The sequence below is a fragment of the Caldimonas hydrothermalis genome (assembly GCF_056746695.1).
Genome location: NZ_JBWQXA010000004.1, coordinates 48,494 through 73,251, shown reverse-complemented (window position 1 = coordinate 73,251; position 24,758 = coordinate 48,494). Strand labels below are relative to the sequence as shown.

The 24,758-nt window shown below is 66.5% G+C and carries 20 protein-coding genes and 1 pseudogene; 6 read left to right on the top strand and 15 right to left on the bottom strand.

Annotation, left to right across the window (positions count from 1 at the left end; all coding sequences use genetic code 11):
• Positions 1–17: 17 nt before the first annotated feature.
• The 13 genes and pseudogenes from AC1ECW_RS07190 to AC1ECW_RS07130 form a co-directional block, all read right to left on the bottom strand.
• Positions 18–1,043 (bottom strand): NADP-dependent oxidoreductase, encoded by a 1,026-nt coding sequence (locus AC1ECW_RS07190; RefSeq protein ID WP_409706200.1) that lies wholly within the window; start codon positions 1,041–1,043, stop codon positions 18–20.
• A 21-nt stretch (positions 1,044–1,064) separates the two neighbouring features.
• Positions 1,065–1,520 (bottom strand): PaaI family thioesterase, encoded by a 456-nt coding sequence (locus tag AC1ECW_RS07185; RefSeq protein WP_409706197.1) that lies wholly within the window; start codon positions 1,518–1,520, stop codon positions 1,065–1,067.
• Positions 1,521–1,528: 8 nt separating this feature from the next.
• Positions 1,529–2,317 carry an SDR family oxidoreductase gene (locus AC1ECW_RS07180; RefSeq protein WP_409706194.1) on the bottom strand — a complete coding sequence of 263 codons (789 nt, stop codon included), beginning with the start codon at positions 2,315–2,317 and terminating at the stop codon, positions 1,529–1,531.
• 126 nt (positions 2,318–2,443) lie between these two features.
• Positions 2,444–2,716, bottom strand: a pseudogene (locus AC1ECW_RS07175) (Dabb family protein); the annotation flags it as partial.
• Positions 2,717–2,918: 202 nt separating this feature from the next.
• Positions 2,919–4,754, bottom strand: a complete 1,836-nt coding sequence (locus tag AC1ECW_RS07170; RefSeq protein WP_481201513.1) for an acyl-CoA dehydrogenase — start codon at positions 4,752–4,754, stop codon at positions 2,919–2,921.
• 22 nt (positions 4,755–4,776) lie between these two features.
• Positions 4,777–5,952 (bottom strand): acetyl-CoA C-acyltransferase, encoded by a 1,176-nt coding sequence (locus AC1ECW_RS07165; RefSeq protein WP_409706185.1) that lies wholly within the window; start codon positions 5,950–5,952, stop codon positions 4,777–4,779.
• A 38-nt stretch (positions 5,953–5,990) separates the two neighbouring features.
• Positions 5,991–8,084, bottom strand: coding sequence for a 3-hydroxyacyl-CoA dehydrogenase NAD-binding domain-containing protein (locus AC1ECW_RS07160; protein WP_481201512.1), 2,094 nt, complete (start codon positions 8,082–8,084; stop codon positions 5,991–5,993).
• A gap of 135 nt (positions 8,085–8,219) precedes the next feature.
• Positions 8,220–8,915, bottom strand: coding sequence for an ABC transporter ATP-binding protein (locus AC1ECW_RS07155; RefSeq protein ID WP_409703955.1), 696 nt, complete (start codon positions 8,913–8,915; stop codon positions 8,220–8,222).
• A gap of 4 nt (positions 8,916–8,919) precedes the next feature.
• A complete protein-coding gene (locus AC1ECW_RS07150; protein WP_481201511.1) occupies positions 8,920–9,702 on the bottom strand; it encodes an ABC transporter ATP-binding protein in 783 nt (260 codons plus the stop codon).
• Complete coding sequence (locus AC1ECW_RS07145) at positions 9,699–11,039, bottom strand: branched-chain amino acid ABC transporter permease (protein WP_409703951.1); 1,341 nt, start codon at positions 11,037–11,039, stop codon at positions 9,699–9,701. Before AC1ECW_RS07145 ends, AC1ECW_RS07150 begins: the two co-directional genes overlap by 4 nt.
• Before the next feature lie 4 nt (positions 11,040–11,043).
• A complete protein-coding gene (locus tag AC1ECW_RS07140; RefSeq protein WP_409703949.1) occupies positions 11,044–12,084 on the bottom strand; it encodes a branched-chain amino acid ABC transporter permease in 1,041 nt (346 codons plus the stop codon).
• Positions 12,085–12,179: 95 nt separating this feature from the next.
• Positions 12,180–13,400, bottom strand: a complete 1,221-nt coding sequence (locus AC1ECW_RS07135; RefSeq protein ID WP_481201510.1) for a branched-chain amino acid ABC transporter substrate-binding protein — start codon at positions 13,398–13,400, stop codon at positions 12,180–12,182.
• Positions 13,401–13,547: 147 nt separating this feature from the next.
• Positions 13,548–15,179: a 3-(methylthio)propionyl-CoA ligase gene (locus AC1ECW_RS07130; RefSeq protein WP_481201509.1), complete on the bottom strand. Its 1,632-nt coding sequence runs from the start codon at positions 15,177–15,179 to the stop codon at positions 13,548–13,550.
• Positions 15,180–15,359: 180 nt separating this feature from the next.
• Between AC1ECW_RS07130 and AC1ECW_RS07125 the strand changes: the two genes are divergently transcribed.
• The 5 genes from AC1ECW_RS07125 to AC1ECW_RS07105 all read left to right on the top strand — a co-directional run bounded on the left by AC1ECW_RS07125 (position 15,360) and on the right by AC1ECW_RS07105 (position 19,072).
• Positions 15,360–16,844, top strand: a complete 1,485-nt coding sequence (locus tag AC1ECW_RS07125) for a protein adenylyltransferase SelO (protein ID WP_409703943.1) — start codon at positions 15,360–15,362, stop codon at positions 16,842–16,844.
• Positions 16,841–17,245: a peptide-methionine (R)-S-oxide reductase MsrB gene (gene msrB, locus AC1ECW_RS07120; protein ID WP_409703941.1), complete on the top strand. Its 405-nt coding sequence runs from the start codon at positions 16,841–16,843 to the stop codon at positions 17,243–17,245. The genes AC1ECW_RS07125 and msrB overlap by 4 nt, the downstream gene beginning before the upstream one ends.
• Positions 17,246–17,268: 23 nt before the next feature.
• Entirely contained in the window at positions 17,269–17,895 is a 627-nt protein-coding gene (locus tag AC1ECW_RS07115; RefSeq protein ID WP_409703939.1) for a septation protein A, read from the top strand.
• Position 17,896: 1 nt separating this feature from the next.
• Entirely contained in the window at positions 17,897–18,163 is a 267-nt protein-coding gene (locus AC1ECW_RS07110; protein ID WP_409703937.1) for a BolA family protein, read from the top strand.
• Positions 18,164–18,250: 87 nt separating this feature from the next.
• A complete protein-coding gene (locus AC1ECW_RS07105) occupies positions 18,251–19,072 on the top strand; it encodes a peptidylprolyl isomerase (protein WP_409703935.1) in 822 nt (273 codons plus the stop codon).
• Between the two features lie 54 nt (positions 19,073–19,126).
• Here AC1ECW_RS07105 and AC1ECW_RS07100 read toward each other — a convergent pair whose 3' ends face one another.
• Positions 19,127–19,840: an acetyltransferase domain-containing protein gene (locus AC1ECW_RS07100; RefSeq protein ID WP_409703933.1), complete on the bottom strand. Its 714-nt coding sequence runs from the start codon at positions 19,838–19,840 to the stop codon at positions 19,127–19,129.
• Positions 19,828–23,814, bottom strand: a complete 3,987-nt coding sequence (gene purL, locus AC1ECW_RS07095; protein WP_481201508.1) for a phosphoribosylformylglycinamidine synthase — start codon at positions 23,812–23,814, stop codon at positions 19,828–19,830. The genes AC1ECW_RS07100 and purL overlap by 13 nt, the downstream gene beginning before the upstream one ends.
• Before the next feature lie 122 nt (positions 23,815–23,936).
• Between purL and map the strand changes: the two genes are divergently transcribed.
• Complete coding sequence (gene map, locus AC1ECW_RS07090; protein ID WP_409703929.1) at positions 23,937–24,746, top strand: type I methionyl aminopeptidase; 810 nt, start codon at positions 23,937–23,939, stop codon at positions 24,744–24,746.
• The last annotated feature ends 12 nt before the right edge of the window (positions 24,747–24,758 follow it).

Here is a 24,758-nt window from a genome sequence, read left to right as displayed (position 1 = left end):
GATGAAACGGATCGTCCTCAGACGAGCCGGACCAACTGCTTGCCGAAGTTACGCCCCTTGAGTAGGCCGATGAAGGCCTCGGGGGCGCTCTCCAAGCCCTGGGCGATGCTCTCGCGGTACTTCAGCCGGCCGCTGGCCACCAGGGTGCCGAGCTCCTTGAGCGCCTCGGGCCAGACCTCCATGTGCTCGCTGACGATGAAGCCTTCCACGCGCAATCGCGAGGTGAGGATCATCTGCGGATGCCGCAGCGGGATGGGTTCGCCGTTGTAGCCGGCGATCATGCCGCACACGGCGATGCGGCCAAAAGCGTTCATCTGCAGCAGCACCGCGTCGAGCACCATGCCGCCGACGTTCTCGAAGTGCCCATCGATGCCGTTTGGCGTGGCCTCGCGCAAGGCGGCATGCAAGGACTCCAGCGTGGGATGGCGGCGGTAGTCGATGCAGGCATCGAAGCCCAGCTCTTCCACCACGTATCGGCACTTGTCGGGCCCGCCGGCAAAGCCGACCACGCGACATCCGCGGCTCTTGGCGAGCTGGCCCACGGCACTGCCCACGGCGCCGCTGGCCGCGCTGACGGTGATGGTCTGGCCGGCGCGCGGTTCGCAGATCTTCATCAGGCCGTACCAGGCGGTCACGCCGGGCATGCCCACGGCGCCCAGGTAGGCCGACAGCGGGATGTGGGTGGTGTCGACCTTGCGCAGCACGCCGGGCCGCGTGGCATCGACGACGGCGTACTCCTGCCAGCCCCCCATGCCAACGACCTTGTCACCCGCCGCATACTGCGGATGCCGCGAGGCCACCACCTCACCGACGGTGCCGCCGATCATCACTTCGTTCAACGGCTGGGGCTGGGCATAGCTCTTGCCCTCGCTCATGCGTCCGCGCATGTACGGGTCCAGCGACAGATAGTGGTGCCGCACCAGCACCTGCCCCTCGGCCAGCGCGCCGGGTGCCGGCAGGGGCGCCTCGACGAGGCGGAAGTTGTCGATGCTGGGCTCGCCCTGGGGGCGCGACACCAGCAGGATCTGGCGATTGACGGTCATGGAGGCTTCCTCGCAGGGGTTTCAGTCGGAGCCGTCCCCATCCAGGCGGCGCTGCAAAGGCTTGACCTCACGCGCGCCCGTGGGCAGGGCTCTGACGTATTTGAACGTGCCGGTGGCGTGGGCCGCCAGCGTCCCGTCTTCACGATAGACGCTGCCTTCGCAGAACGCCAACGTGGCGGTACGGTGCTGCAGTGTGCCCACGGCGCGCAGGCGGCCCTCGCCGGGGCGCAGGAAACTGGTCTTCATCTCGATGGTGACCACACCGGGGCCGTAGTGGGCCGCCGGATCGTTGACGCTGCGTGCCGCATGGGCCATTACCACGTCCAGCAGGGTCATCAGGGCGCCACCGTGGGCCACGTGAAAGGAATTGCAGTGCTCGTCGCGCAAGGCAAAGCCGATCTCGGCCTGCCCGTCGGCCATGCGTACGAGTTCGAAGCCCAGGGCCTCGACGAAGGGGATGCGGACGGGAAACTGCATGGCCCGGCTCAACCTCCCGTCAGTGCCGAGACGCCGCCGTCGACCGCGAGGATCTGGCCGGTGATGTGCTTGCCCGCGCGCGTGGCGAACAGCAGCGCCGCGCCCTTGAGATCCTCGTCGTCGCCCAGGCGCTGCAATGGCGCGTGGGCCGCCAGCGTGTCCGCCCCCACGGCTTCGAGCGTGCCGCGTGTCATCTTGCTGGGGAAAAAGCCCGGCGCGATGGCGTTGACCGTGATGCCGTAGCGCCCCCATTCGCAGGCCAGCGCCCGGGTGAAGTTGATCACGGCTCCCTTGCTGGTGTTGTAGGCAATGGTGCTCATGATCGTGGGCAGGTGCCCGCCCAGCCCGGCGATCGAGGCGATGTTGATGATGCGGCCTTGCCGGCGAGGGATCATGCAGCGCTTGCCGATGGCCTGGGTGAGCAGGAAGACCCCGCGGATGTTCAGGTTCATCACCTTGTCCCAGGCCTCGATCGGATGGTCCTCCGCCGGCGCGCCCCAGGTGGCCCCGGCATTGTTGACCAGCACATCGACCGGACCGAGTCGCTGCAGGGTTTCGTCGACCAGGCGTTGGATGTCGCTCTCCTTGGCACCGTCCGCGGCGATCCAGCGGGCGTCGATGCCGCGGTCTTGCAGGTGGGCGACGGCCTCCTCGAGCTCAGGGGCCTTGCGGGCGCTGAGCATGATCTTGGCACCGGCTTCGCCGAGTGCCTCGGCAATCTGCAGGCCCAGACCGCGGGAGCCGCCGGTGACGAGGGCCACACGGCCGCTGAGGTCGAACAGGGATGACACGCTCATGATGGAAGGGTTCTCAACTCGGGGTTTTCGCGCAAGGAGGCGGGATCAGAGGGCGCCGGGCGCGGTAGGTGCAAAGGACAGGTCTTGTGCCAGGTCGACATCGGCCAGGCCTGGCGCCAGGCTGGGATAGTCGAGCACCACGCGCTCGGCACGCAGCCCGGCAAGCTGCGCCCCGACGGCCTTGTGGTGCGGGTGATTCTGATAGGCGTCCAGCGCCGCCTGATCGACGAAACCCGAGACAAGCACCACATCCATCGACGCCTCCAGCCGAGGGGTGCGGACGCCGACCTCCCATTCCAGGATGCCGGGCACGACGGACTTGCATGAGTCCAGCAGGTCCTTGAACTTCGGGGCATCGGCCGGATCGTGCAGTCGCCACATGACGATGTGTCGGATCATGGTTCGTTCTCCTGGGAAGGGCCTTTCATCCGGGCACGCACGAACACCAGCACCCCGCCGGCCACCGCACACGCCGCGCCTGCCAGCATAAACCCAAGCCCCAGGGCCCAGGCACGATCGGACACGAACCACCCCAGCACCGCTGCCAACAATCCCCCGTAGATGAGCAGCCAGGCGGCTGCCTCGACCTGCCCCGGCCGCATCACAGCGCCTGTGGCGACAGGTCCAGGCAGGTGCGGTCGCGCGAGGCGACCACGCCCAGCCAGGCTTCGATGCGGGGCAGCTCGTAGCGGTAGAAATAGCGGGCCGCCGCGAGCTTGCCGTCGACAAAGTCAGGAGCGAGCCGGTCCCGGCAGACCAGGGCACAGCGCGCAACGTCCAGCCAGATCCAGGCCAGCACGACGTGTCCGAAGGCCTGCAGGTAGGGTGTGGCATTGGCGAGGGCCTCGTCGGGCTGAGCGCCCGCCCAGGCCGCGCGCGTGGCCGCGCCCAGACGCGCCAGCGCCTGACCGAGCGCCTGGGCGGGCTCGGTCAGTGGCGGGAGGGCGCCGGCAGCGGTGATGCTGGCCTGCATGCGCTGGCCCAGCAGCTTCAGCCCCCGCCCGTCGTCCATCAGCACCTTGCGGCCCAGCAGGTCCAGGCCCTGGATGCCGTGGGTGCCCTCGTGGATCATGTTGAGGCGGTTGTCACGCCAGTACTGCTCCACCGGGAAGTCGCGCGTGTAACCATAGCCGCCCAGCACCTGGATGGCCAGGCTGTTGGCTTCCAGGCACCACTCGCTGGGCCAGCTCTTGGCGATCGGCGTGAGCACTTCCAGCAATAACCTTGCCTCGTCGGCTGCCGTGCTCTCGCCGGTGTGCTGTTCGTCCACCAGTCGGGCACAGTACAGCGCCAGGGCCAGTGCGCCTTCGCAGTAGGCTTTCTGGGCCAGCAGCATGCGCTTCACATCGGCATGCTCGATGATGGGCACGGGGGGCGAAGCCGGGTCCTTGCCGGTTGGCCCCACCGGTCGGCCCTGCGTACGCTGGCGCGCATAGTCCAGCGAGGCGAGGAAGCCCGCATAGCCGAGCATCGTGGCGCCCAGGCCCACCCCGATGCGGGCCTCGTTCATCATGTGGAACATGCAGGCCAGACCCCGCCCGGGCTCGCCGACGAGGTAGCCGATCGCACCGGCACCGCCACGCACCGGGAAACGTCCTTCGCCGAAGTTGAGCAGCGTGTTGGTGGTGCCACGGTAGCCGCATTTGTGGTTCAGGCCCGCCAGCGCCACGTCGTTGCGTTCGCCGGTGAGTCGCCCCTCGGCATCGACCAGCCGCTTGGGCACGATGAACAACGAGATACCCTTGACGCCGGGAACGAGCTTTCCATCGGGGCCGGGGATCTTGGCCAGCACCAGATGGATGATGTTCTCGGTGATCTCGTGCTCGCCGCCTGAGATCCACATTTTGTGGCCCTTGAGCCGGTAACGCGGTCCCAGCGGATCGTCCTGGAAGTCCGGACCATCGGGCACCGCGCGGGTGGCGATGTCCGACAGGCTGGAGCCGGCCTGAGGCTCGCTCAGACACATGGTGCCAAACCAACGCCCGGCAAACTCGTTGCGCGCGAAGACGGCCTTCTGCGTGGGCGAGCCATGGGCCATCAGCAGGCTGGCATTGCCGCTGGTGAGCATCGCATAGGCCCCCATCGAGACGCTGGACATCGAGAAGAAGCTGTTGGCCGCCATCTCGACCACGCAGGGCAACTGCATGCCGCCGATCTCGTAGTCCTGGGCGCAAGCGAGCATGCCCGATTCGGCATAGGCCCGCGCGGCATCATGCGTGGCCTGCGGGAGGTGGACCCGCTCACCGTCGAAACGAGGCTCCTCGGTGTCGGCCAGCCGGTTGTACGGGGCGAACTTCTCGCGGGCGATGCGCTCGCACGTGTCCAGTACCGAATCGAAGGTCTCGCGGCTGTGGTCGGCAAAGCGAGGCCTGGCGGTCAACGAGGCTGCATCGATCCAGTCATGCAGCAGGAAGTCGAGCGTGGCTCGCATGGTCATGGCCGCCCCCTTTTTTGCGGACTCAGAGCACCTCGAACACGCCGGCTGCCCCCATGCCACCACCGATGCACATCGTGATGCACACCTTCTTGGCACCGCGGCGCTTGCCCTCGATGAGCGCGTGGCCGGTCAGGCGCTGGCCGCTCACCCCATACGGGTGGCCCAAGGCGATGGCGCCACCGTTGACGTTCAGGCGGTCCATGGGGATACCCAGGGTGTCGGCGCAGTACAGCACCTGCACCGCGAAAGCCTCGTTGAGCTCCCACAGGTCGATGTCGTCCATCTTCAGTCCCAGGCGCTTGAGCACCTTGGGCACCGCAAAGACCGGGCCGATGCCCATTTCATCGGGCTCGCAGCCGGCCACCGCGAAGCCGAGGAAGCGACCCAGCGGTTGGAGCCCGCGCTGCTCGGCCAGCTTGGCGCTCATCACCACGCAAGCGCCTGCGCCGTCGGAGAACTGGCTGGCATTGCCAGCCGCGATGACGCCGCCGGGCAGCGCCGGGCGAATCCCGGCCACGGCCTCGTAGGTGGTGCCCGGGCGCAGGCCTTCGTCGGCACTGACGGTGACTTCCTTGGTGCGCAGGCCCATCACCGGGTCGGCCACGCCGGCGGTCACGGTGATGGGCACGATCTCGTCGCGGAACCTGCCGGCCTCTTGGGCCGCGCAGGCCTTCTGCTGGCTGGCGGCGCCGTACTCGTCCATGCGCTCGCGCGGGATCTTGTAGCGCTTGGCCACCTGCTCGGCCGTCTGCAGCATGCTCCAGTAGATCTCGGGCTTGTGCTGCATCAGCCAGTTCTCGCGAAGCATGTGCGTGTTGGCCTCGTTCTGAACGCAGGAGATGCTCTCGACGCCACCGGCTACGTAGACATCGCCCTCGCCGGCGATGATGCGCTGGGCCGCCATCGCAATCGTCTGCAGGCCGCTGGAACAGAAGCGGTTGACGGTGACACCGCTGGTGGTGACGGGCAGGCCGGCGCGCAGCGCGATCTGGCGGGCGATGTTGCTGCCAGTGGCTCCCTCGGGCGTGGCACAGCCCATCAGCACGTCATCGACTTCGGCTGGGTCGATGCCCGCACGTTCGACGGCGGCCTTCACCGCATGGCCGCCCAGGGTTGCGCCGTGGGTCATGTTGAAGGCGCCCTTCCAGCTCTTGGCCAGCGGCGTGCGGGCGGTGGAAACGATCACTGCATCGGTCATGGCAATTCCTCGGATGGCTTGTAAGGGTGCGGGCAGGCTCAGTTGAAGGTCTTGCCTTCAGCAGCCAGACGCGCCAACAGCGGGGCGGGCTGCCAGAACTGCGCATCGTCGTGGGGGTTCTTCGCAAAGCGCTTCATCGACTGCACCACGTTGAACAGGCCCACACTGTCGGCATAGCGCATCGGGCCGCCGCGGAACAACGGAAAGCCGTAGCCGGTGAGGTAGACCATGTCGATGTCCGAGGCCCTCAGGGCGATGCCCTCCTCGAGAATGCGAGCACCTTCGTTGACCAGCGCAAAGACCAGGCGCTCGACGATTTCCTCGTCGCTGATCTTGCGTGGAGTGATGCCCAGCTCGGCGCGGTGCTTCTCGATCATCTCGAGGACCACCGGCGACGGAATGGCCTCACGCTTGCCCGGCTTGTAGTCGTACCAGCCGGCGCCAGTCTTCTGCCCGAAGCGCCCCATCTCGCACAGCAGGTCGGCCGTCTTGCTGTAGCGCATGTGCGGCTTTTCGACGTAGCGGCGCTTGCGGATGTACCAGCCCACGTCATTGCCGGCGAGATCACCCATACGGAACGGGCCCATCGCAAAGCCGAAGCGTTCGATGGCCTTGTCCACCTGCTCGGGTGTGCAGCCTTCTTCCAGCAGGAAGCCTGCCTGGCGGCTGTACTGCTCGATCATGCGGTTGCCGATGAAGCCGTCGCACACGCCGGAGACGACCGCCGTCTTCTTGATCACCTTGGCCAGCTTCATCACGGTGGCCAGCACGTCCTTGCCGGTCTTGTCGCCGCGGATCACCTCCAGCAGCTTCATGACGTTGGCCGGGCTGAAGAAGTGCATGCCGATCACGTCGGCCGGCCGGTTCGTGAACGAAGCGATCTTGTTGAGGTCCAGCGTCGAGGTGTTGGACGCGAGGATGGCACCGGGCTTCATCACCTCGTCGAGCTTCCTGAACACCTGCTCCTTGACGCCGATGTCCTCGAACACGGCCTCGATGACGAGGTCGGCGTCGCGGATGTCGTCATAGCTCAGCGTGGTGGACAGCAAAGCCATGCGCTGCTCGTACTTGTCCTGCTTGAGCTTGCCCTTCTTGACCTGAGACTCATAGTTCTGGCGCATCACTCCCACGCCCCGATCCAGCGCCTCCTGCTTCATCTCCAGGATGACCACCGGGATGCCGGCATTGAGGAAGTTCATGCTGATGCCGCCACCCATCGTGCCGGCGCCGATCACGGCCACCTTGCGGATCTCGCGGGTGGGGGTGTCCTCGGGCACATCGGGAATCTTGCTGGCCGCCCGCTCGGCGAAGAAGGCGTGGCGCAGCGCGGCACACTCCGGCGTGAGCATCAGGTTGAGGAACTGCTCGCGCTCGAAGGCCAAGCCCTCGTCGAAGCGTTGGGTGGTGGCTGCCTCCACGCAATCCACGCACTTGACCGGTGCCGGGAAGTGGCGTGCCATCGCCTTGACCGTGTTGCGGGCGAACTGGAAGTAGCCCGGGCCCTGGGCATGCTCGGCCTTCAGATCGCGCACGCGGGGCAGCGGGCGCTTGTCGGCCACTTCGCGCGCGAAGGCCAGCGCACCGGCCAGCAGGTCGCCTTCAATGAGACGGTCGAAGAGCTTCTGGCCGGGAATGCCGGCAAGCACCTCGCTCTTGACGGCGTCACCGCTGACGATCATGTTGAGTGCATTCTCGACACCGATCACGCGCGGCAGGCGCTGGGTGCCCCCGGCGCCGGGCACCAGCCCGATCTTCACCTCGGGCAGAGCCACCTGGGTGCCTGGGGCCGCCACGCGATAGTGGCAGCCCAGCGCCAGTTCGAGCCCGCCGCCCATGCACACGCTGTGGATGGCCGCCACGACGGGCTTGTCGCAGTTCTCGGCCATCTTGATCACACTGAGCAGATTGGGCTCCTGCACGGCCTTGGGCGAACCGAATTCCCGGATGTCGGCGCCACCACTGAAGGCCTTGCCTGCGCCGGTGATCACGATGGCTCGCACGGCCGGGTCGTCCTGGGCCTGCTGCAGACCGTCGGTGATGCCCTTGCGGGTGTCGTAGCCCAGGCCGTTGACGGGAGGATTGTTCAGGGTGATGACGGCAACATCGCCGTGAAGCTCATAACTGGCACTCATCGGTAGGCCCCTTTGCGGTGGAGATGCTTGCGAATAGAACGATCGTTCGAGTGTAAGAAACAAGAACGCCGGCGCTTTGTCGCCGGCGTGACAGAACAGGACAAATATGCCGTCGCGGCGCGGCAGCCAAGGGTGCTACACCTCCAGCCATTCCTTGCGAATATAGGCGTTGCCGCGCAGGTCGTCAGGTGTGCCCTCGAAGACGATGCGGCCATGGCCCATGACGTAGCACCGCGTGGAGATTTCCAGCGCGATGGTGAGCTTTTGCTCCACCAGCAGCACGCTCACGCCGCGGCGCTTGAGTTCGTTGAGGTACTGGGCCACCTGCTCGACGATCTTGGGGGCGAGGCCCTCGGTGGGCTCGTCGATCATGATGAGATCGGGGTCGCCCATCAGCGTGCGGCACAGCGTGAGCATCTGCTGCTCGCCTCCCGAGAGCACCCCGGCCTCAGTGTGCTGGCGCTCCTTCAGGCGCGGGAACAGCTTGTACATGTCGTCGAAGCTCCAGCGCCCCGACTGGCCCTGCTTCTTCTGGCCCAACATCAGGTTCTGGTGCACCGTGAGCTTGGGGAAGATGTCGCGGTTCTCGGGCACGTAGCCGATGCCGCGGTGGGCGATGTCGAAGGCATGGCGGCCCAGAATCTCTTCGCCCTTCCATTGGATGGACCCCTGCCCTTCGACCAGGCCCATCACCGTCTTGACGGTGGTGGATCGGCCCGACCCGTTGCGGCCGAGCAGACTCACGATCTCGCCGGGCTTGACGTCCATGTGCACCCCGTGCAGCACATGGCTCTTTCCATAGAAGGCATGCAGGTTCTCGATGTGCAGCATGGTCTCAGGCTCCTGCAGTGGCGGCGGCAGCCTGCTGCTCGGCCAGCACCGACCCGAGATAGGCCTCCTGCACGCGCTGGTTGGCGCGCACCGCATCGGGCTCGTCGTAGGCGATCACCTCTCCGTAGACCAGCACCGCGATCTTGTCGGCCAGGCCGAAGACCACGCCCATGTCGTGCTCCACTGTGAGCAGGGTCTTGCCTTCGGTGACCTCGCGGATGAGCTGGATGAAGCGCTTGGTCTCGGACTTGCTCATGCCGGCCGTGGGTTCATCGAGCAGTATGACGTTGCTGCCACCGGCGATCGTCAGGCCGATCTCCAGCGCACGCTGCTCGGCGTAGGTGAGGTTCATCACTTGGGTGTCGCGTTTGCGGTCGAGCTTGAGCATCTCCAGCACTTCTTCGGTGCGTTCGTTGGCGTCTTCAAGGTCAGCCAGGAACTTCCAGAAGGCGTAACGGTAGCCCATGGACCACAGCACGGCACATCGCACGTTCTCGAACACCGTGAGGCGGTGAAACAGGTTGGAGACCTGGAAACTGCGCGACAGCCCCCGGCGGTTGACCTCGTAGGGCTTGAGCCCGTCGATGCGCTCGCCATGGAGCAGGATCTCGCCGCTTGTGGGGGCGAAACGCCCGCTGATCAGGTTGAACAGCGTGGACTTGCCCGCCCCGTTCGGACCGATGATGGCCACCCGCTCGCCGGCCTTCACCTGCAGGCTGGTCCCGCGGATGATCTCGGTCTTGCCGAAGCTCTTGCGCACGTCCCTCAGTTCGACAGCGAAGCTCATAGGGCCTCCCGGCGACGGATTTCCAACTCGATCTCCTCCTGGATCTGGTTCCACTGTTGGACAAAGCTGCGGCGCGCCACTTCGAACAGGGCCACGCCGGTGGCGAGCACGAAGACCGAACCGAACCAACTGTCGAAGCTGTGTGCGTTGAGCGTGGCCCCCATGAACTTCAGCTCAGGGCCCAGCGCCACGTTGAGCTGCATGTGGTAGATCATCTCGATCATGGCTGCCGCCCCGGTGATGGCCACCGCGCCCGTGCCGCCCAGAGCGAGGTAGGACGTCCACAGCCGCCGCAGCTTGCCGAAGGCGGCCACGCGCAGGTTCATCATGATCAGGCTGGCAATGCCCCCGGGCGCATACATCACCATGAAGAGGAAGATCAGGCCCAGGTAGAGCAGCCAGGCGGCCGTCATCTCCGACAGCAGCACGAAGGCCACCACCATCAGAATCGCCCCGATGATTGGACCGAAGAAGAAGGTGGCCCCCCCCAGGAAGACGAACAGCAGGTAAGCCCCCGATCGGGCCGCGCCGACCACCTCGGCGGTCACGATCTCGAAGTTCAGCGCGCCCAGTCCGCCGGCAATACCAGCAAAGAAACCGGAGGCGCAAAAGGCCAGGTAACGCACCACCTGGGTGTTGTAGCCGATGAACTCGACACGCTCGGGGTTGTCGCGCACCGCATTGAGCATGCGCCCCAGCGGGGTGCGCGTGAAGGCATACATCGCGGCCGTGCAGATGAAGGTGTAGATGGCGATCAGGTAGTACAACTGCACCTGCGGACCGAAGGTGATGCCAAAAGGCTGGGCGCCTGTCACGCGGTTGCCGGTGATGCCGCCTTCGCCACCGAAAAACTCGGGGAACATCAGCGACATCGACCACACGAGCTCACCGATGCCCAGCGTGATCATCGCAAACGGGGTACCGGCCTTTTTCGTCGTGACCCAACCCAGCAGTACCGCAAAGAACAGCCCTGAGAGGCCGCCCACCAAGGGCAGCAGGCTGACGGGAAAGCCCGCCAGCGTGCCCGCGGAGATCATGTTGAGGGTGTGAATGGTCAGGAACGAGCCCAACCCGGAATAGACGGCGTGCCCGAAGCTGAGCATGCCACCCTGGCCCAGCAGCATGTTGTAGGCCAGGCAGGCGATGATGGCGATGCCCATCTGCGAAAGCATGGTCATCGACAGGCCGCTGGTGAAGATCAGCGGGCTGACCAGCAAAACCAGGGCATACAGCGTCCAGATGATCCAGCGCCCCACGTTGTAGGGCTTGAAGTGGTAGACCGGCCGGGCGGCAGTCGCGGCAGCCGAGCCGGGGGCGTTGAGGGAATGCGCTTGCATGAGGTCAGCCCTCCCGGGTGCCCAGGAGACCCTTGGGACGGAAGATCAGGATCAGCACGAGGAAAAGGTAGGGCAGGATCGGCGCCACCTGGGAGATCGTCAGCTTGAACACGGGGTAGCCGAAGGTCTCGGGCGTGATCGTCCAGCCGAACTTCGCGAAGAAGTTGATGAACGAGTAGTCGATGGCCACGGCGAAGGTCTGGATGATGCCGATGAGCAGCGAGGCCAAGAAGGCGCCGGCCAATGAGCCCATGCCGCCCACCACCACGACCACGAAGATGATGGCCCCCACCGTGAAGGCCATGCCGGGCTCGGTGACGAAGGCGTTGCCGCCGATCACGCCCGCCAGCCCGGCCAGCGCCGCGCCGCCACCGAAAACGAGCATGAACACCCTGGGCACATTGTGCCCCAGGGCCTCGACCATCTCAGGGTGCGTGAGTGCGGCCTGGATCACCAGGCCCACGCGCGTGCGTGTGAGCAGCAGCCACAGCGACACCAGCATCAGCACCGCCACCAGCATCATGAAGCCGCGGTACTTCGGAAACTGGGTGCAGACGATGCGCACACCCTCTTCGGCCGAGCGGCACATCTCCGTCGGGGCAAGGCCCCAAACCACGTCCAGCGCCCCGGCGGTGGAGCCCACGATGGTGAACAGCGGCCCTTGCAGCGCCTCGGGCACGCGGTAGTCCACCGCCGAGCGGCCCCACACGAGTTGCACCAGTTCGAGGATCACATAGCTCAGCCCGAAGGTGATCAGCAGCTCGGGCACGTGGCCGAACTTGTGGACACGGCGCAGGCAGTATTTTTCGAACAAGGCGCCCAACAGGCCCACCAGCACGGGCGCGACCACCAAGGCCGGCCAGTAGCCCACGATCTGCATCGTGGTGTAGGCGAAATAGGCGCCCAGCATGTAGAAGCTGGCATGAGCGAAGTTGAGCACGCCCATCATGCTGAAAATCAGCGTCAGGCCCGAACTGAGCATGAACAGCAAGAGCCCGTAGCTCAGGCCGTTGAGCATCGAGATCGTGAGGAACTGGAGGTCCATCGACGGTCAGCGCCCAGGGGCGCGGTGGTCAAAGAAAAGGGCCCGACAGGAAGATGCCATCGGGCCCGGGAGCGCGAGACTGCCCTGGATGCAGATCAAGAGGGACGCTTCATCTGGCACGACGTCGGGGTGCTGGACACATAGGGCTCGAAGTACTTGACCGGCACGAAGGTGAAACCGGTGTTTTCCGGGCTGTACGTGTTCTTTGCATCCGTCTTTTGCCAACGCGAGATGTACAGCCCTTGCTGGAGCTGATGGTCGGCGCGACGCATCTCGACCTCGCCGTTGAAGCTCTTGAACTTCAGCCCACTCATCGCGGCGGCCACCTTGACCGGATCGGTCGACTTGGCCTTGGCCATGGCGTTGCTCAGCAACGCGAAGGCATGGTAGGTGGCGCCGGTGTACCAGTCGTCGTTGAAGCGCTTGCGGAACTCGTCCTGGATCTTGGCGACCTCGCCCCCCATGTTGTAGTGGTTGTACGACACCTGGTAGATACGGCCTTCACCGGCCGCCCCGATGGCCGTGGGGGTGCCGCTCACACCGCCGTAGTAGACGTAGAACTTGGCGTTCAAGCCGGCATCGTTGGCCGCCTTGATCAGCAGCGTGAGGTCGGAACCCCAGTTGCCGGTGATCACCGAATCGGCGCCCGAGGCCTTGATCTTGGCGATGTAGGGCGCAAAGTCGCGCACCTGGGCCAGCGGATGCAGATCCTCGCCGACGATCTTGATGTCCGGGCGCTTGCGGGCCAGGTTCTCCTTGGCATAGCGCGCGACCTGGTGGCCGTGGGCGTAGTTCTGGTTGATCAGGTAGACGTTTTTGATGTCGGCCTGGTCCTTCATGAAGGTGGTCAGCGCCTCCATCTTCATCGAGGTGTCCGCATCCAGGCGGAAGTGCCAGTAGCTGCACTTGCTGTTGGTGAGGTCGGGGTCGACCGCAGCGTAGTTGAGATAGACGACTTCCTTGCCAGGGTTGCGCTCATTGTGCTTGGTGACGGCATCGGACAGCGCCAGCGCCGCACCGGAGCCGTTGCCCTGCACGATGTAGCGGATGCCCTGGTCAATGGCCGATTTCAGCGCGTTCAGGCTTTCCTGCGGGCTGAGCTTATTGTCGATGCCGATGACCTCGAACTTCACGCCGGCCGGGTTGTTGCGGTTGAAGTACTCGGCCATGAACTGGAAGCTCTTGAGCTGGTTCTGGCCCACCGTGGCCATCAGACCGGACAGCGGGTCGATCCAGGCGATCTTCACGGTTTCGCCCTTTTGGGCAAAGGCCGTACCGCAGCACAGCGCGGCCGCGGCCAGGATCGACAGTTTCATGTGAGTGCGGCGGTTGATCATGGAAGGTCTCCTTGAGCTGTTGGCAGCGGGTGAGCGTGAGGCTACAGAACTTCGTTTGCGGCTCGTACAGGGAATGCCCGTAGCGGGTGTCTCACTGGCGACAGGCTGTCCGCGACAGCTCTTCGATCAGCTCGGCAACACGTGGTTGGCGAACTGCTCGCGCAGCTTGAGCTTTTGCATCTTGCCGGTCGCGGTGTGGGGGATCTCGTCGACGAAGACCACGTCATCCGGGATCTGCCACTTGGCGATCTTGCCTTCATAGAAGGCCAGCATTTCCTCGCGTGTGAGCGAGGCGCCGGGCTTGCGCACCACCACCAGCAGCGGTCGCTCGTCCCACTTCGGATGCCGGCAGGCGATCGCCGCCGCCTCGTGCACGGCGGGATGGGCCATGGCGATGTTCTCCAGGTCGATCGAGCTGATCCACTCGCCACCGGACTTGATCACGTCCTTCGAGCGGTCGGTGATCTGCATGTAGCCGTCCGGGTCGATCGTCGCGACATCGCCAGTGGGGAACCAGCCGTCCTGCAGCGGCGACTCGTCCCGGCGGAAGTAGCTCTGGATGACCCAGGGCCCGCGCACCACCAGATTGCCCGAGGACTTGCCGTCCCAAGGCAGTGGCTGGCCGTCGTCACCGGTGATCTGCATGTCGATCCCATAGATGACCTTGCCCTGCTTTTCCAAAATGCGGCGGCGGGCTTCGAGCGGCAGATCCAGGTGCTTGGCCTTGAGCTTGGACAGGGTGCCCAGCGGGGACAGTTCGGTCATGCCCCAGGCATGGATGACGTTGACGCCGAACTCGTCTTCGAGCGTGCGCAGCATCGACGGCGGGCAGGCCGAGCCGCCGATCACGGTGCGCTTGAAGGTGCTGAATTTCAGGTTGTTCTGCTTGGCATGGGTGATCAGCCCCAGCCAGACCGTGGGCACACCGGCGCTGAAGGTGACCTTCTCGGTCTCGAAGAGCTCGTACAGCGATTTGCCGTCCAGGTGCGGCCCGGGCATCACGAGCTTGGCGCCCACCAGCGCGGCCGAGTAGGGCAGCCCCCAGGCGTTGACATGGAACATTGGCACCACCGGCAGGATCACGTCCTGGGCTGAGCAGCCCATCGCATCCGGCAGGGCCGAGGCGTAAGCATGCAGCACGGTAGAGCGGTGGCTGTAGACCGCGCCCTTGGGGTTGCCGGTGGTGCCCGAGGTGTAGCAGATGCTCGAGGCGGTGTTCTCGTCGAACTGCGGCCAGGTGTAGCGCCCGTCCTCGGCCTCGACCAGCTCCTCATAGCACAGCAGCCCTGGCAACGTCGTCTGGGCGGGCATGTGGGCGCGGTCGCTCATCAGGACGAAGTGCTTCACGGTCGGCAGCGACGGCGCGAGCTTCTCGACCAGCGGCAGGAAGTTCAGGTCGAAGCACAGGACGCGGTCTTCGGCGTCGTTGATGATCCAGGCGATCTGCTCGGGAAAGAGCCTCGGGTTGACGGTGTGGCACACCAGCCCGGAGCCGGACGTGCCGTAATAGATCTCGAAGTGCCGGTACCCGTTCCAGGCCAGGGTGCCGACGCGGTCGCCCATCTCGCAGCCCAGCCGCGCCAGGGCCTGGGCCAGCTTGCGCGCGCGCAACTCCGCGTCGCGGTAGGTGTAGCGATGCACATCCCCCTCCACCCTCTTGGAGACGATCTCGGTGTCGGCGCTGTGGCGCGCGGCGTGCGTCAGCAGCGACGAGATCATCAGGGGCATCTGCATCATCTGGCCCATCAGGCGCGGCATCGGAGGACTCCTTGGCTATGGCGGGTGGGGAATCGGGGTGGAACGGTCGTTCGTTTTCGATGATAGGAACCGTGCTGCACTGCAGCGCCTGCGGTTTTCCCTGAGGAACTGTCGCGGTCACGACAGCCCGGCATGGCCCTGGGTGCGTCCCTGCCTTGGGTCGGTGGCTACACTGCCGGCATGAACGCCCCCCGTGAGCTTGGCCTGCCCAACGGCCTGCAGTGGATCAACCGCTACGCCGCCCTGGGCGAGGCCTTCCACACTCGGTTGCCGGCCCAGGGCCTGCCCGAGCCCCGCTGGGTGGCCACCAGCGACGCGGCAGCGCAGGAGCTGGGCTGGCCGCAGGACTGGTGGGCCTGGCCCGACGCGCTGTCGGTGTTCAGTGGCAACGCGCTGTGGCCTGGGATGGATCCGCTGGCCACGGTCTATAGCGGACACCAGTTCGGCGTGTGGGCCGGCCAGCTCGGCGACGGACGGGCCCTGCTGCTGGGCGAGGTGCAGACCCCGAACGGCGGCATCGAGGTCCAGCTCAAGGGCAGCGGCAGAACCCCCTACTCCCGCATGGGTGACGGCCGCGCGGTGCTGCGCTCGTCCATCCGCGAGTTCCTGTGCTCGCAGGCCATGCTCGCCCTGGGCATTCCCACCACCCGCGCCCTGTGCCTGGTGGCTTCGCCCCAACCCGTCATCCGGGAGACGGTCGAGACGGCAGCCATCGTGACCCGCTTGGCGCCGAGCTTCGTGCGCTTCGGCCATTTCGAGCATTTCTGTCACCATGGGCAGCCGCAAGCGCTGCGTCGCCTGGCCGATTTCGTGATCGACCACCACCTGCCTGAATGTCGGCGCCAGGCGCATCCGTATGCGGCCTTGCTCGAGACAGCGGTGCGCCGTACCGCCGAGTTGGTGGCCCAGTGGCAGGCCGTGGGCTTTTGCCATGGTGTGATGAACACCGACAACATGTCGATCCTGGGCCTGACGATCGACTACGGCCCCTTCGGTTTCCTCGATGCCTTTGATCCCACCCACATCTGCAATCACTCCGACACGAACGGCCGCTACGCCTACCACCGCCAGCCGCAGATCGCCCTGTGGAACCTGCACGCCCTGGCGCAGGCTCTGATGCCGCTGATCGAAGACACCGATCTGGCCTTGGCGGCACTGGAGACCTACCGCAGCGCCTATCCGGACGCGCTGATGCGTCTGATGCGCGCCAAGCTCGGCCTGCGCACGCGGGAGGACGGCGATGCCGAGCTCGTCGACGCCTGGCTGACCCTGCTGGCCCGCGACCGGGTGGACCACACCCTGGCCTGGCGCCGTCTGGGACAGTTCCCGGTGGACGCCGCGCGGGGGGCGGGTCCGGTGCGCGACCTCTTCATCGACCGCGCGGCCTTCGATGCCTGGGCGGCCCGTTACCGGCAACGGCTGCTGCGTGAGTCCAGCCACGACGGCGAGCGACGCGCCGCGATGGACCGGGTGAATCCGAAGTACATTTTGCGCAACCATCTGGCCGAGATCGCCATCCGCCAAGCCCAGGCCGGGGACGACGGCGAGGTGCGGCGGCTGCTGCGCGTGCTCGAGCGCCCCTACGACGAGCAGCCCGAGCACGAGGCCTACGCTGCCCTGCCCCCCGACTGGGCTCACAGCATCGAGGTGTCCTGTTCATCATGAGCGACTACGAAATCCGCAAGTCCGATGACGAGTGGCGGGCTCAGCTCGACCCTCTCGTCTACCGCGTGACCCGCCAGGCCGCCACCGAGGCGCCCTTCACCGGCCGCTACTGGCGGCACGATGCCGACGGGGTCTATCGCTGCATATGCTGCAATGCGGAACTCTTCGATTCCAGCACCAAGTTCGACGCGGGCTGCGGCTGGCCAAGCTACTACCAAGCCATCGAAGAGGGGCGCATCGAGCGGGTGATGGACTACAGCCACGGCATGGTGCGCGTGGAGGTGCGCTGCAGCCGCTGCGGTGCCCACCTGGGCCATGTCTTCGACGACGGGCCGGCGCCCACCGGCGAACGGTACTGCATCAACTCGGCCGCGTTGGACTTCGTGCCCCGTCAGGACTGAACCGTGCCTGCTGCTGCCACCCGATGAAACTGTTCTTCGACTTCCTGCCGCTCATCCTGTTCTTTGGCAGCTACAAGCTGGCGCAATCCCAGCCTGGGCCCGCCGTCGAACTGGCCACGGCCTGGTTCGGCCCGTTGGGCACGGGCCCGGCGGTGGATGCGCAGACCGCCCCCGTCCTGCTCGCGACCGCCGTGGTCATGGCGGCCACGGCCGTGCAGATCGGCGTCCTGGTGGCGCGGGGGCGGCGTGTAGACGCGATGCTGTGGGTCAGCCTGGTGCTCGTGCTGGCGCTGGGCGGTGCCACGTTGTGGTTCCACAGTGCAACCTTCATCAAGTGGAAGCCCAGTGTGCTGTACTGGATCATGGGAGCCAGCCTGTGGGTCAGCCATGTCATCTTTCGCCACAACCTGCTCCACGCGCTGATGGGCGGGCAGATCGATCTTCCCGCCTTGGTGTGGCAGCGCCTGAACTTCGCCTGGATCGCCTTCTTCGGCCTGATGGGCCTGCTCAACGTGTACGTGGCCTACAGCTACCCCACGGACGTCTGGGTGAACTTCAAGGTGTTCGGCTCGCTCGGCCTGATGCTGCTTTTTCTGCTCGCCCAGGCGGTCTACCTGAGCCGCCACCTGAAGAACGAGGAAGCTTCCTGAGATGCCCGTGAGTGCCCACCAGATCGAGAGCCGACTGCGCGAGACCCTGGAGCCGCTGAGCCTGTCGGTCCAGGACGACAGCCACCTCCATGCGGGCCACGCCGGTGCGCGTGAAGGCCGTCATTTCAGCGTGCGCATCGTGAGCGCACGGTTTCACGGTTTGTCACGTGTGGCCCGGCACCGCCTCGTGTATGATGCCCTCGCCCCACTGATCCCTCAGGGCATCCACGCTTTGGCCTTGCAAACCCATGCCCCTGACGAGGTCTGAGGATCCAGCCCGGCGGTGATGCCGCCTGGGCCCTGCGCGAGCCGCGGCTGTCGCCCGCACTTTCCTTCCAATCACGAGGTTTCCTGCATGAAGAAGTCTGTTTTCGCCATCGGTGCGTTGAGCCTGGCCCTGGGCGCTGCGCTGCTGCCGGCCACGGCGACGGCCCAGAACGTGGCCATCGTCAACGGCAAGGCCGTGCCGAAGGCGCGCGTGGATGCCCTGCTCGAGCAGGTCAAGCGCCAGGCCGATGCGTCCGGCCGTGCCCTGCCTCCGGACATCGAACGCCTGGCCCGCGACCAGATCGTGCTCAACGAGATCTACACGCAGGAAGCCGAGCGTCGTGGCCTGGCAGCCACACCCGAGTACCGCCGCCAGATGGAGCTGGTGCGCCAGAACGTGCTGATCCAGGCGCTGTTCCAGGACTTCGAGAAGAAGAACCCCGTCACGGACGCCGAGATCCAGGCCGAGTACGACAAGTTCAAGGCCCAGGCCGGCAGCGAGAAGGAATATCGCGCCCGCCACATCCTGGTCGAGAAGGAAGATGAGGCCAAGCGTCTGATCGCCCAGATCAAGGGCGGTGCGAGCTTCGAGGAGCTGGCCAAGAAGAACTCCAAAGACCCCGGTTCCGCGGCCAAAGGCGGCGACCTCGACTGGGCCGAGGCCAGCACCTACGTGCCCGAGTTCTCCCAGGCCATGGTCAAGCTCAACAAGGGCCAGGTCACCGAGGCGCCGGTCAAGTCTCAGTTCGGCTACCACGTCATCAAGCTCGAAGATGTGCGCGAGGCCCAGTTCCCGCCGCTGGACGACGTCAAGCCGCAGATCCAGCAACGCCTGCAACAGCAAAAGATGATCGACTTCCGCGAAGGCCTGCGCAAGGCAGCCCGCACGGACTACAAGTTCGAGCAGTGAGTCGGCTTCACGCCTGAGATCGGGGCGCCTGGCGGGGCGCCCTTTTTCATGGGCTCAGCGCGACAGCCAGACGAGCGCCGCCAGGGCCCCGATGAACACCGGCTGGTGCAGCATGTAAAAGCTCAGGCTCCACCGCCCCAGCCGCGCCAAGGGCGCCAGGGTGCGCGGCACGCCGCCGGCGAGCCAGCCGGGCCGCTGCGCGAGCATCCATTGCCCGGCGGCCAAGCCCCACCACATCACGCCCAGCCAGGGCAGCAGTGGCACATAGTCCTCGGTGACCGGCTTGCGGGTGATGAGGCCCAACCAGTTCGTCCATCGCGTGTCGAAAAACGGATGCTGCACGAACTGCGGCAGCACGATCGCGGCCAGGCCCAGCGGCCACAGCCAGCGTCCCCAGCCGGCGGTCAGCCGCGTGACGATGAGCATCACTGCGATCCCGTGGAGCACTCCGAAATAGATGAAGCTGCGCGGGAACATCAGGTACGAGCCGAGGCTCACCAGCACCGCACAGCCGGCCACCTGGCCCCAGCGCCGCCAGAAGCGCGGCCAGCCCTGCCCCTGCTGCCAGGCCACCGCCTGGCCCAGGCCCGCGCAGAAGAGGAACAGCGACACGATGGCCGTGCGCTGTGTCGTCCAGAACGGGTCGCTGTAGAAGTTCTCGCGGATGAATCCGAAGAGGTTGAGGTCGTAGCAGAAGTGGTAGGCCGCCATCCAGACGATGGCGGCTGCCCGCAGGGCATCCAGCCGCTCGAACCTCAGCCCACCCATCGACGCGCGTTGCGGAACATCCGCATCCAGGGGCTGAAGGCCGCCGGGTCGCCCGAGGTCCAGCTCATCTGGATGTTGCGGAACACCCGCTCCGGGTGCGGCATCAGTGCCGTGAAGCGCCCGTCGGCGGTGGTGACCGCCGTCAGGCCGCCCGGGCTGCCATTGGGGTTGGCCGGGTAAGCCTCGGTAGGCCGGCCCTGGCTGTCGACGAAGCGCATCGCCGCGTGCACAGCCTTGGCATCGCCACGCCGGGAGAAGTCGGCATAACCTTCCCCATGCGCCACCGCGATGGGCAGCAGGCTGCCGGCCATGCCGGTGAAGAAGATCGAGGGGCTGTCAAGCACCTCGACCTGGCTCAGGCGGGCCTCGAACTGTTCGCTGCGGTTGCGCGTGAAGCGCGGCCAGGCTGCCGTGCCCGGGATGAGGGGCGACAGGGCCGCCATCATCTGGCAGCCGTTGCACACGCCCAAGGCGAAGCTGTCGGTGCGCTGGAAGAAGGCGGCGAACTGCTCGGCCAGCCGGGGGTTGAACAGGATCGAGCGGGCCCAGCCTTCGCCGGCTCCCAGGGTGTCGCCGTAGCTGAAGCCGCCACAGGCCACCAGACCCTGGAACTGGTCCAGCCGAGCGCGGCCGAACTGCAGATCGCTCATGTGCACGTCGTAGGTGTCGAAGCCCGCCTGGTCCATGGCGTAGCTCATCTCGACATGCGAGTTGACGCCCTGCTCGCGCAGGATCGCCACCTTGGGACGCGCGAGGTTCAGGAAGGGTGCGGCCACGTCCTCGGCCGGGTCGAAGCTCGGCTTGACCTGCAGCCCGGCATCGGCCGGGTCGCCGGCCGCATCGTGCTCGGCTTGTGCGCAGGCCGGGTTGTCGCGCAGCATCGCAATGCGCCAGCTCACCTCGTCCCAGGCCTGGTGCAGGTCGCGCAGCGGTGCGCAGAAGACCGACTTCGCGTCGCGCCAGACCTCCACGGTGCCGCGGTCGTTGGGCTTGCCGATCACATGGCTGTGGCGCGACAGGCCATGGCGGCGCAGCACGGCGAAGGCCTCATCGCGCCGGGCCGTGGGCACCTGCAGCACCACGCCCAGCTCTTCGTTGAAGAGCGCGCGCAGCGTGAGCTCGTTGCGACGCTCGCTGACCTGCTGGGCCCAGTTCTTGGAGTCGCCATAGTCGGCCCGGCTGTCGCCGATGCCGTCGCTTTCGGTCACCAGCAGGTCCACGTTCAGGCTCACGCCGCGGTGGCCGGCAAAGGCCATCTCGCACACCGTCGCCCACAGGCCACCGTCGCTGCGGTCATGGTAGGCCAGCAGCCACCCCTGGGCGCGCAGTTCGTTGACGGCGGCCACCAGGGACTTCAGCAGCGCCGGGTCGTCCAGGTCGGGCACCTCGCCGCCAAAGCCGCCCAGGGCCTGCGCCAGGATGGAGCCACCCAGGCGGTGGCGGCCCTGGCCCAGATCCACCAGCAGCAGCGTCGTGTCGCCCCCTTGCAACTGGGGGGTGAGGGTGCCGCGCACATCATCGAGCGTGACGAAGGCCGAGACGATCAGCGAGACCGGCGCCGTCACCTGCTTGTCCACACCGCCGTCATGCCAGCGCGTGCGCATCGACAGGGAATCCTTGCCCACGGGCACGCTGATGCCCAACGCCGGGCACAGCTCCATGCCCACGGCCTTCACGGTGTCGTACAGCGCCGCGTCCTCGCCGGGTTCGCCGCAGGCGGCCATCCAGTTGCACGACAGCTTGACCCGCGCCAGGTCGATCGGGGCGGCCAACAGGTTGGTGATCGCCTCGGCCACCGCCATGCGGCCCGAGGCGGGGGCGTCCACCGCGGCCAGCGGGGTGCGTTCGCCCATGCTCATGGCCTCGCCGCGCAAGCCCGTGTAGTCGGCCAGGGTCACGGCGCAGTCGGCCACCGGCACCTGCCAGGGGCCCACCATCTGGTCGCGGTGGCTCATGCCGCCCACGGTGCGGTCGCCGATGGTGATCAGAAAGCGCTTGCTGGCCACCGTGGGGTGGCGCAGCACGTCGAAGGCGGCCTGCTGCAGGCTCACGCCGGTCAGGTCCAGCGGCGGCGAGTGCCGGGCGACGCGCTGCACGTTGCGGTGCATCCGCGGCGGCTTGCCCAGCAGCACATCCATGGGCATGTCGATGGCCCGCTCCCCGCCGGGGCCGTCTTCCAGCACCAGGGCCTTGTCGCTGGAGGCCACGCCCACCACGGCAAACGGGCAGCGTTCCCGCTCGCACAGGGCCTCGAACAGCGGCAGGCCCTCAGGGGCCACCGCCAGGACGTAACGCTCCTGGCTTTCGTTGCACCAGATCTCCTTGGGCGCCAGGCCGCTCTCTTCCAGCGGCACCTTGCGCAGGTCGAAGGTGGCGCCCACGCCGGCACCGTCCACCAGCTCGGGGAAGGCGTTGGAGATGCCCCCCGCTCCCACGTCGTGGATGGCCAGGATGGGGTTCTTCTCATCCAGACCGAAGCAGTGGTTGATGACCTCCTGCGCACGGCGCTGGATCTCGGGGTTGCCGCGCTGTACCGAATCGAAGTCGAGGTCGGCCGCATTCACCCCGGCGGCCATCGAACTGGCCGCTCCCCCGCCCATGCCGATGCGCATCCCCGGGCCGCCGAGCTGGATCAGCAAGGTGCCCGCACCGAAGGGCAGCTTGTGGGTCTGTCCCTCGCGGATGCGTCCCAGGCCCCCGGCGATCATGATCGGCTTGTGGTAGCCGCGGCGCACGCCGTCCACATCCTGCTCGTAGACCCGGAAGTAGCCGCCCAGGTTGGGCCGGCCGAATTCGTTGTTGAAGGCCGCGCCGCCCAGCGGGCCTTCGATCATGATCTGCAGGGCGCTGGCAATGTGGGCGGGCTTGCCGTAGGGGGCACGTTCCCAGGGTTCATCCGTGCCGGGCAGGTGCAGGTTGGACACCGAAAAGCCCGTCAGGCCCGCCTTGGGCTGGGCCCCCCGGCCGGTGGCGCCTTCGTCGCGGATCTCGCCGCCGGCGCCGGTGGCGGCCCCCGGGAAGGGCGAGATGGCCGTGGGGTGGTTGTGGGTCTCCACCTTCATCAGCACGTGAGCCACCTCGTCGTGGGCCGCATAGCGCGGCGCGTTGGTGTAGCCCTGGGGGCGCCAGGCTCTCACCGGGCCGCCTTCCATCACCGCGGCGTTGTCGGCATAGGCCACGACGGTGTACTGCGGCGCGAGCTGGTGGGTGTTGCGGATCATCGCGAACATCGAGCGTTCCTGGGGCTGCCCGTCGATCGTGAAGTTCGCGTTGAAGATCTTGTGGCGGCAGTGCTCGCTGTTGGCCTGGGCGAACATCATCAGTTCGACGTCGCTCGGGTTGCGCTGCAGGCCGCGGAAGGCCTCGACCAGGTAGTCGATTTCGTCATCGGACAGCGCCAGGCCGAAGTCCCGGTTGGCGGCTTCCAGCGCCTTGCGGCCCTGGCCCAGCACGTCCACGTGCTCCATGGGCTTGCCGGGCTGCTCGTCGAAGAGGTGGACGCAGGCCTCGCGTTCGAAGGCCACGCTTTCGGTCATCCGGTCGTGCAGCTCGGCGGCCAGGGCCTGCAGGGTGGTCGCCTCCAGCGGCTTGGGGCCGCGCAGCAGGCCGCCTTGGAGCTTCAGCCGGTACTCGGTCACCCGCTCGATGCGCTTGACGGCCAGGCCGCAGTTGTGGGCGATGTCCGTGGCCTTGGAGGCCCAGGGCGAGACGGTGCCCAGACGCGGCATCACCACCACGAGCGCTCCGTCCGAGCCAGCGGTGTAGGGGTCTCCATAGTCGAGCAGGGCTGCCAGCTTGTCCTGTGCTGCTCGCTCCAGCGGGGCGTCACACCACACCCAGTGCACGTGACGGGCGCTCACGCCCACGATCTGCGCCGCGATCGCCTGCAGACGCGGCAGCAGGGCCTGGGCCCGGAAGGCGGACAGGGCATTGCCGCCCTCGAAGTGCAGGAGGTGTTTGGCAGAGGCAGTCACGTGGGGGAACTCGTGCGGGTGGAGCGGTCGCCCGGTCCGCTGGATTGGCGGATGACACCGGACGCAAAGCCGGGATTTTACCGGGGCGCCCGGCCCGGGGATGGGCCTGAGATAATCCGGACATGAGCATCACCATCAAGACGCCCGAAGACCTCGAAGGCATGCGCGTGGCCGGCCGCCTGGCCTCGGAGGTGCTGGACTACCTCACGCCGCACGTCAAGCCCGGCGTCACGACGGCCCATCTCGACAAGTTGGCACTGGACTACATCGAGAACGTCCAAGGCGCCACGTCGGCCACGGTGGGCTACCAGCCTCCCGGCTACCCGCCCTTCCCGTCGGCGATCTGCACCTCGGTCAATCACCAGGTCTGCCACGGCATCCCCAACGACCGCCCTTTGAAGAACGGCGACATCGTCAACATCGACGTCACCGTGATCAAGGACGGCTGGCATGGCGACACCAGCCGCATGTTCATCGTCGGCGAAGGGTCGATCGCCGCCCGGCGGCTGTGTCAGATCACTTACGAAGCCATGTGGCGCGGCATCGCCAAGGTCAGGCCAGGCGCCCGGCTGGGTGACATCGGCCATGCGATCCAGACCTTCGTCGAGAATGCCGGCTATTCGGTGGTGCGCGAGTTTTGCGGTCACGGCATCGGCCGCAAGTTCCACGAGGAGCCGCAGGTGCTGCACTACGGTCGCCCGGGCACGCTGGACGAACTGGTACCGGGCATGGTCTTCACGATCGAGCCCATGGTCAACGCCGGGCGCCGCGAGATCCGGGAAATGCCCGACGGCTGGACCATCGTGACGCGCGATCGCTCGCTGTCGGCCCAATGGGAGCACACCGTGGCCGTCACCGACACCGGCTACGAGATCCTCACGCTGTCGGCGGGCTACCCGCCCCTGCCCGACTTCATCCGCGCCAACGCCTGAGACCGGGAGTCT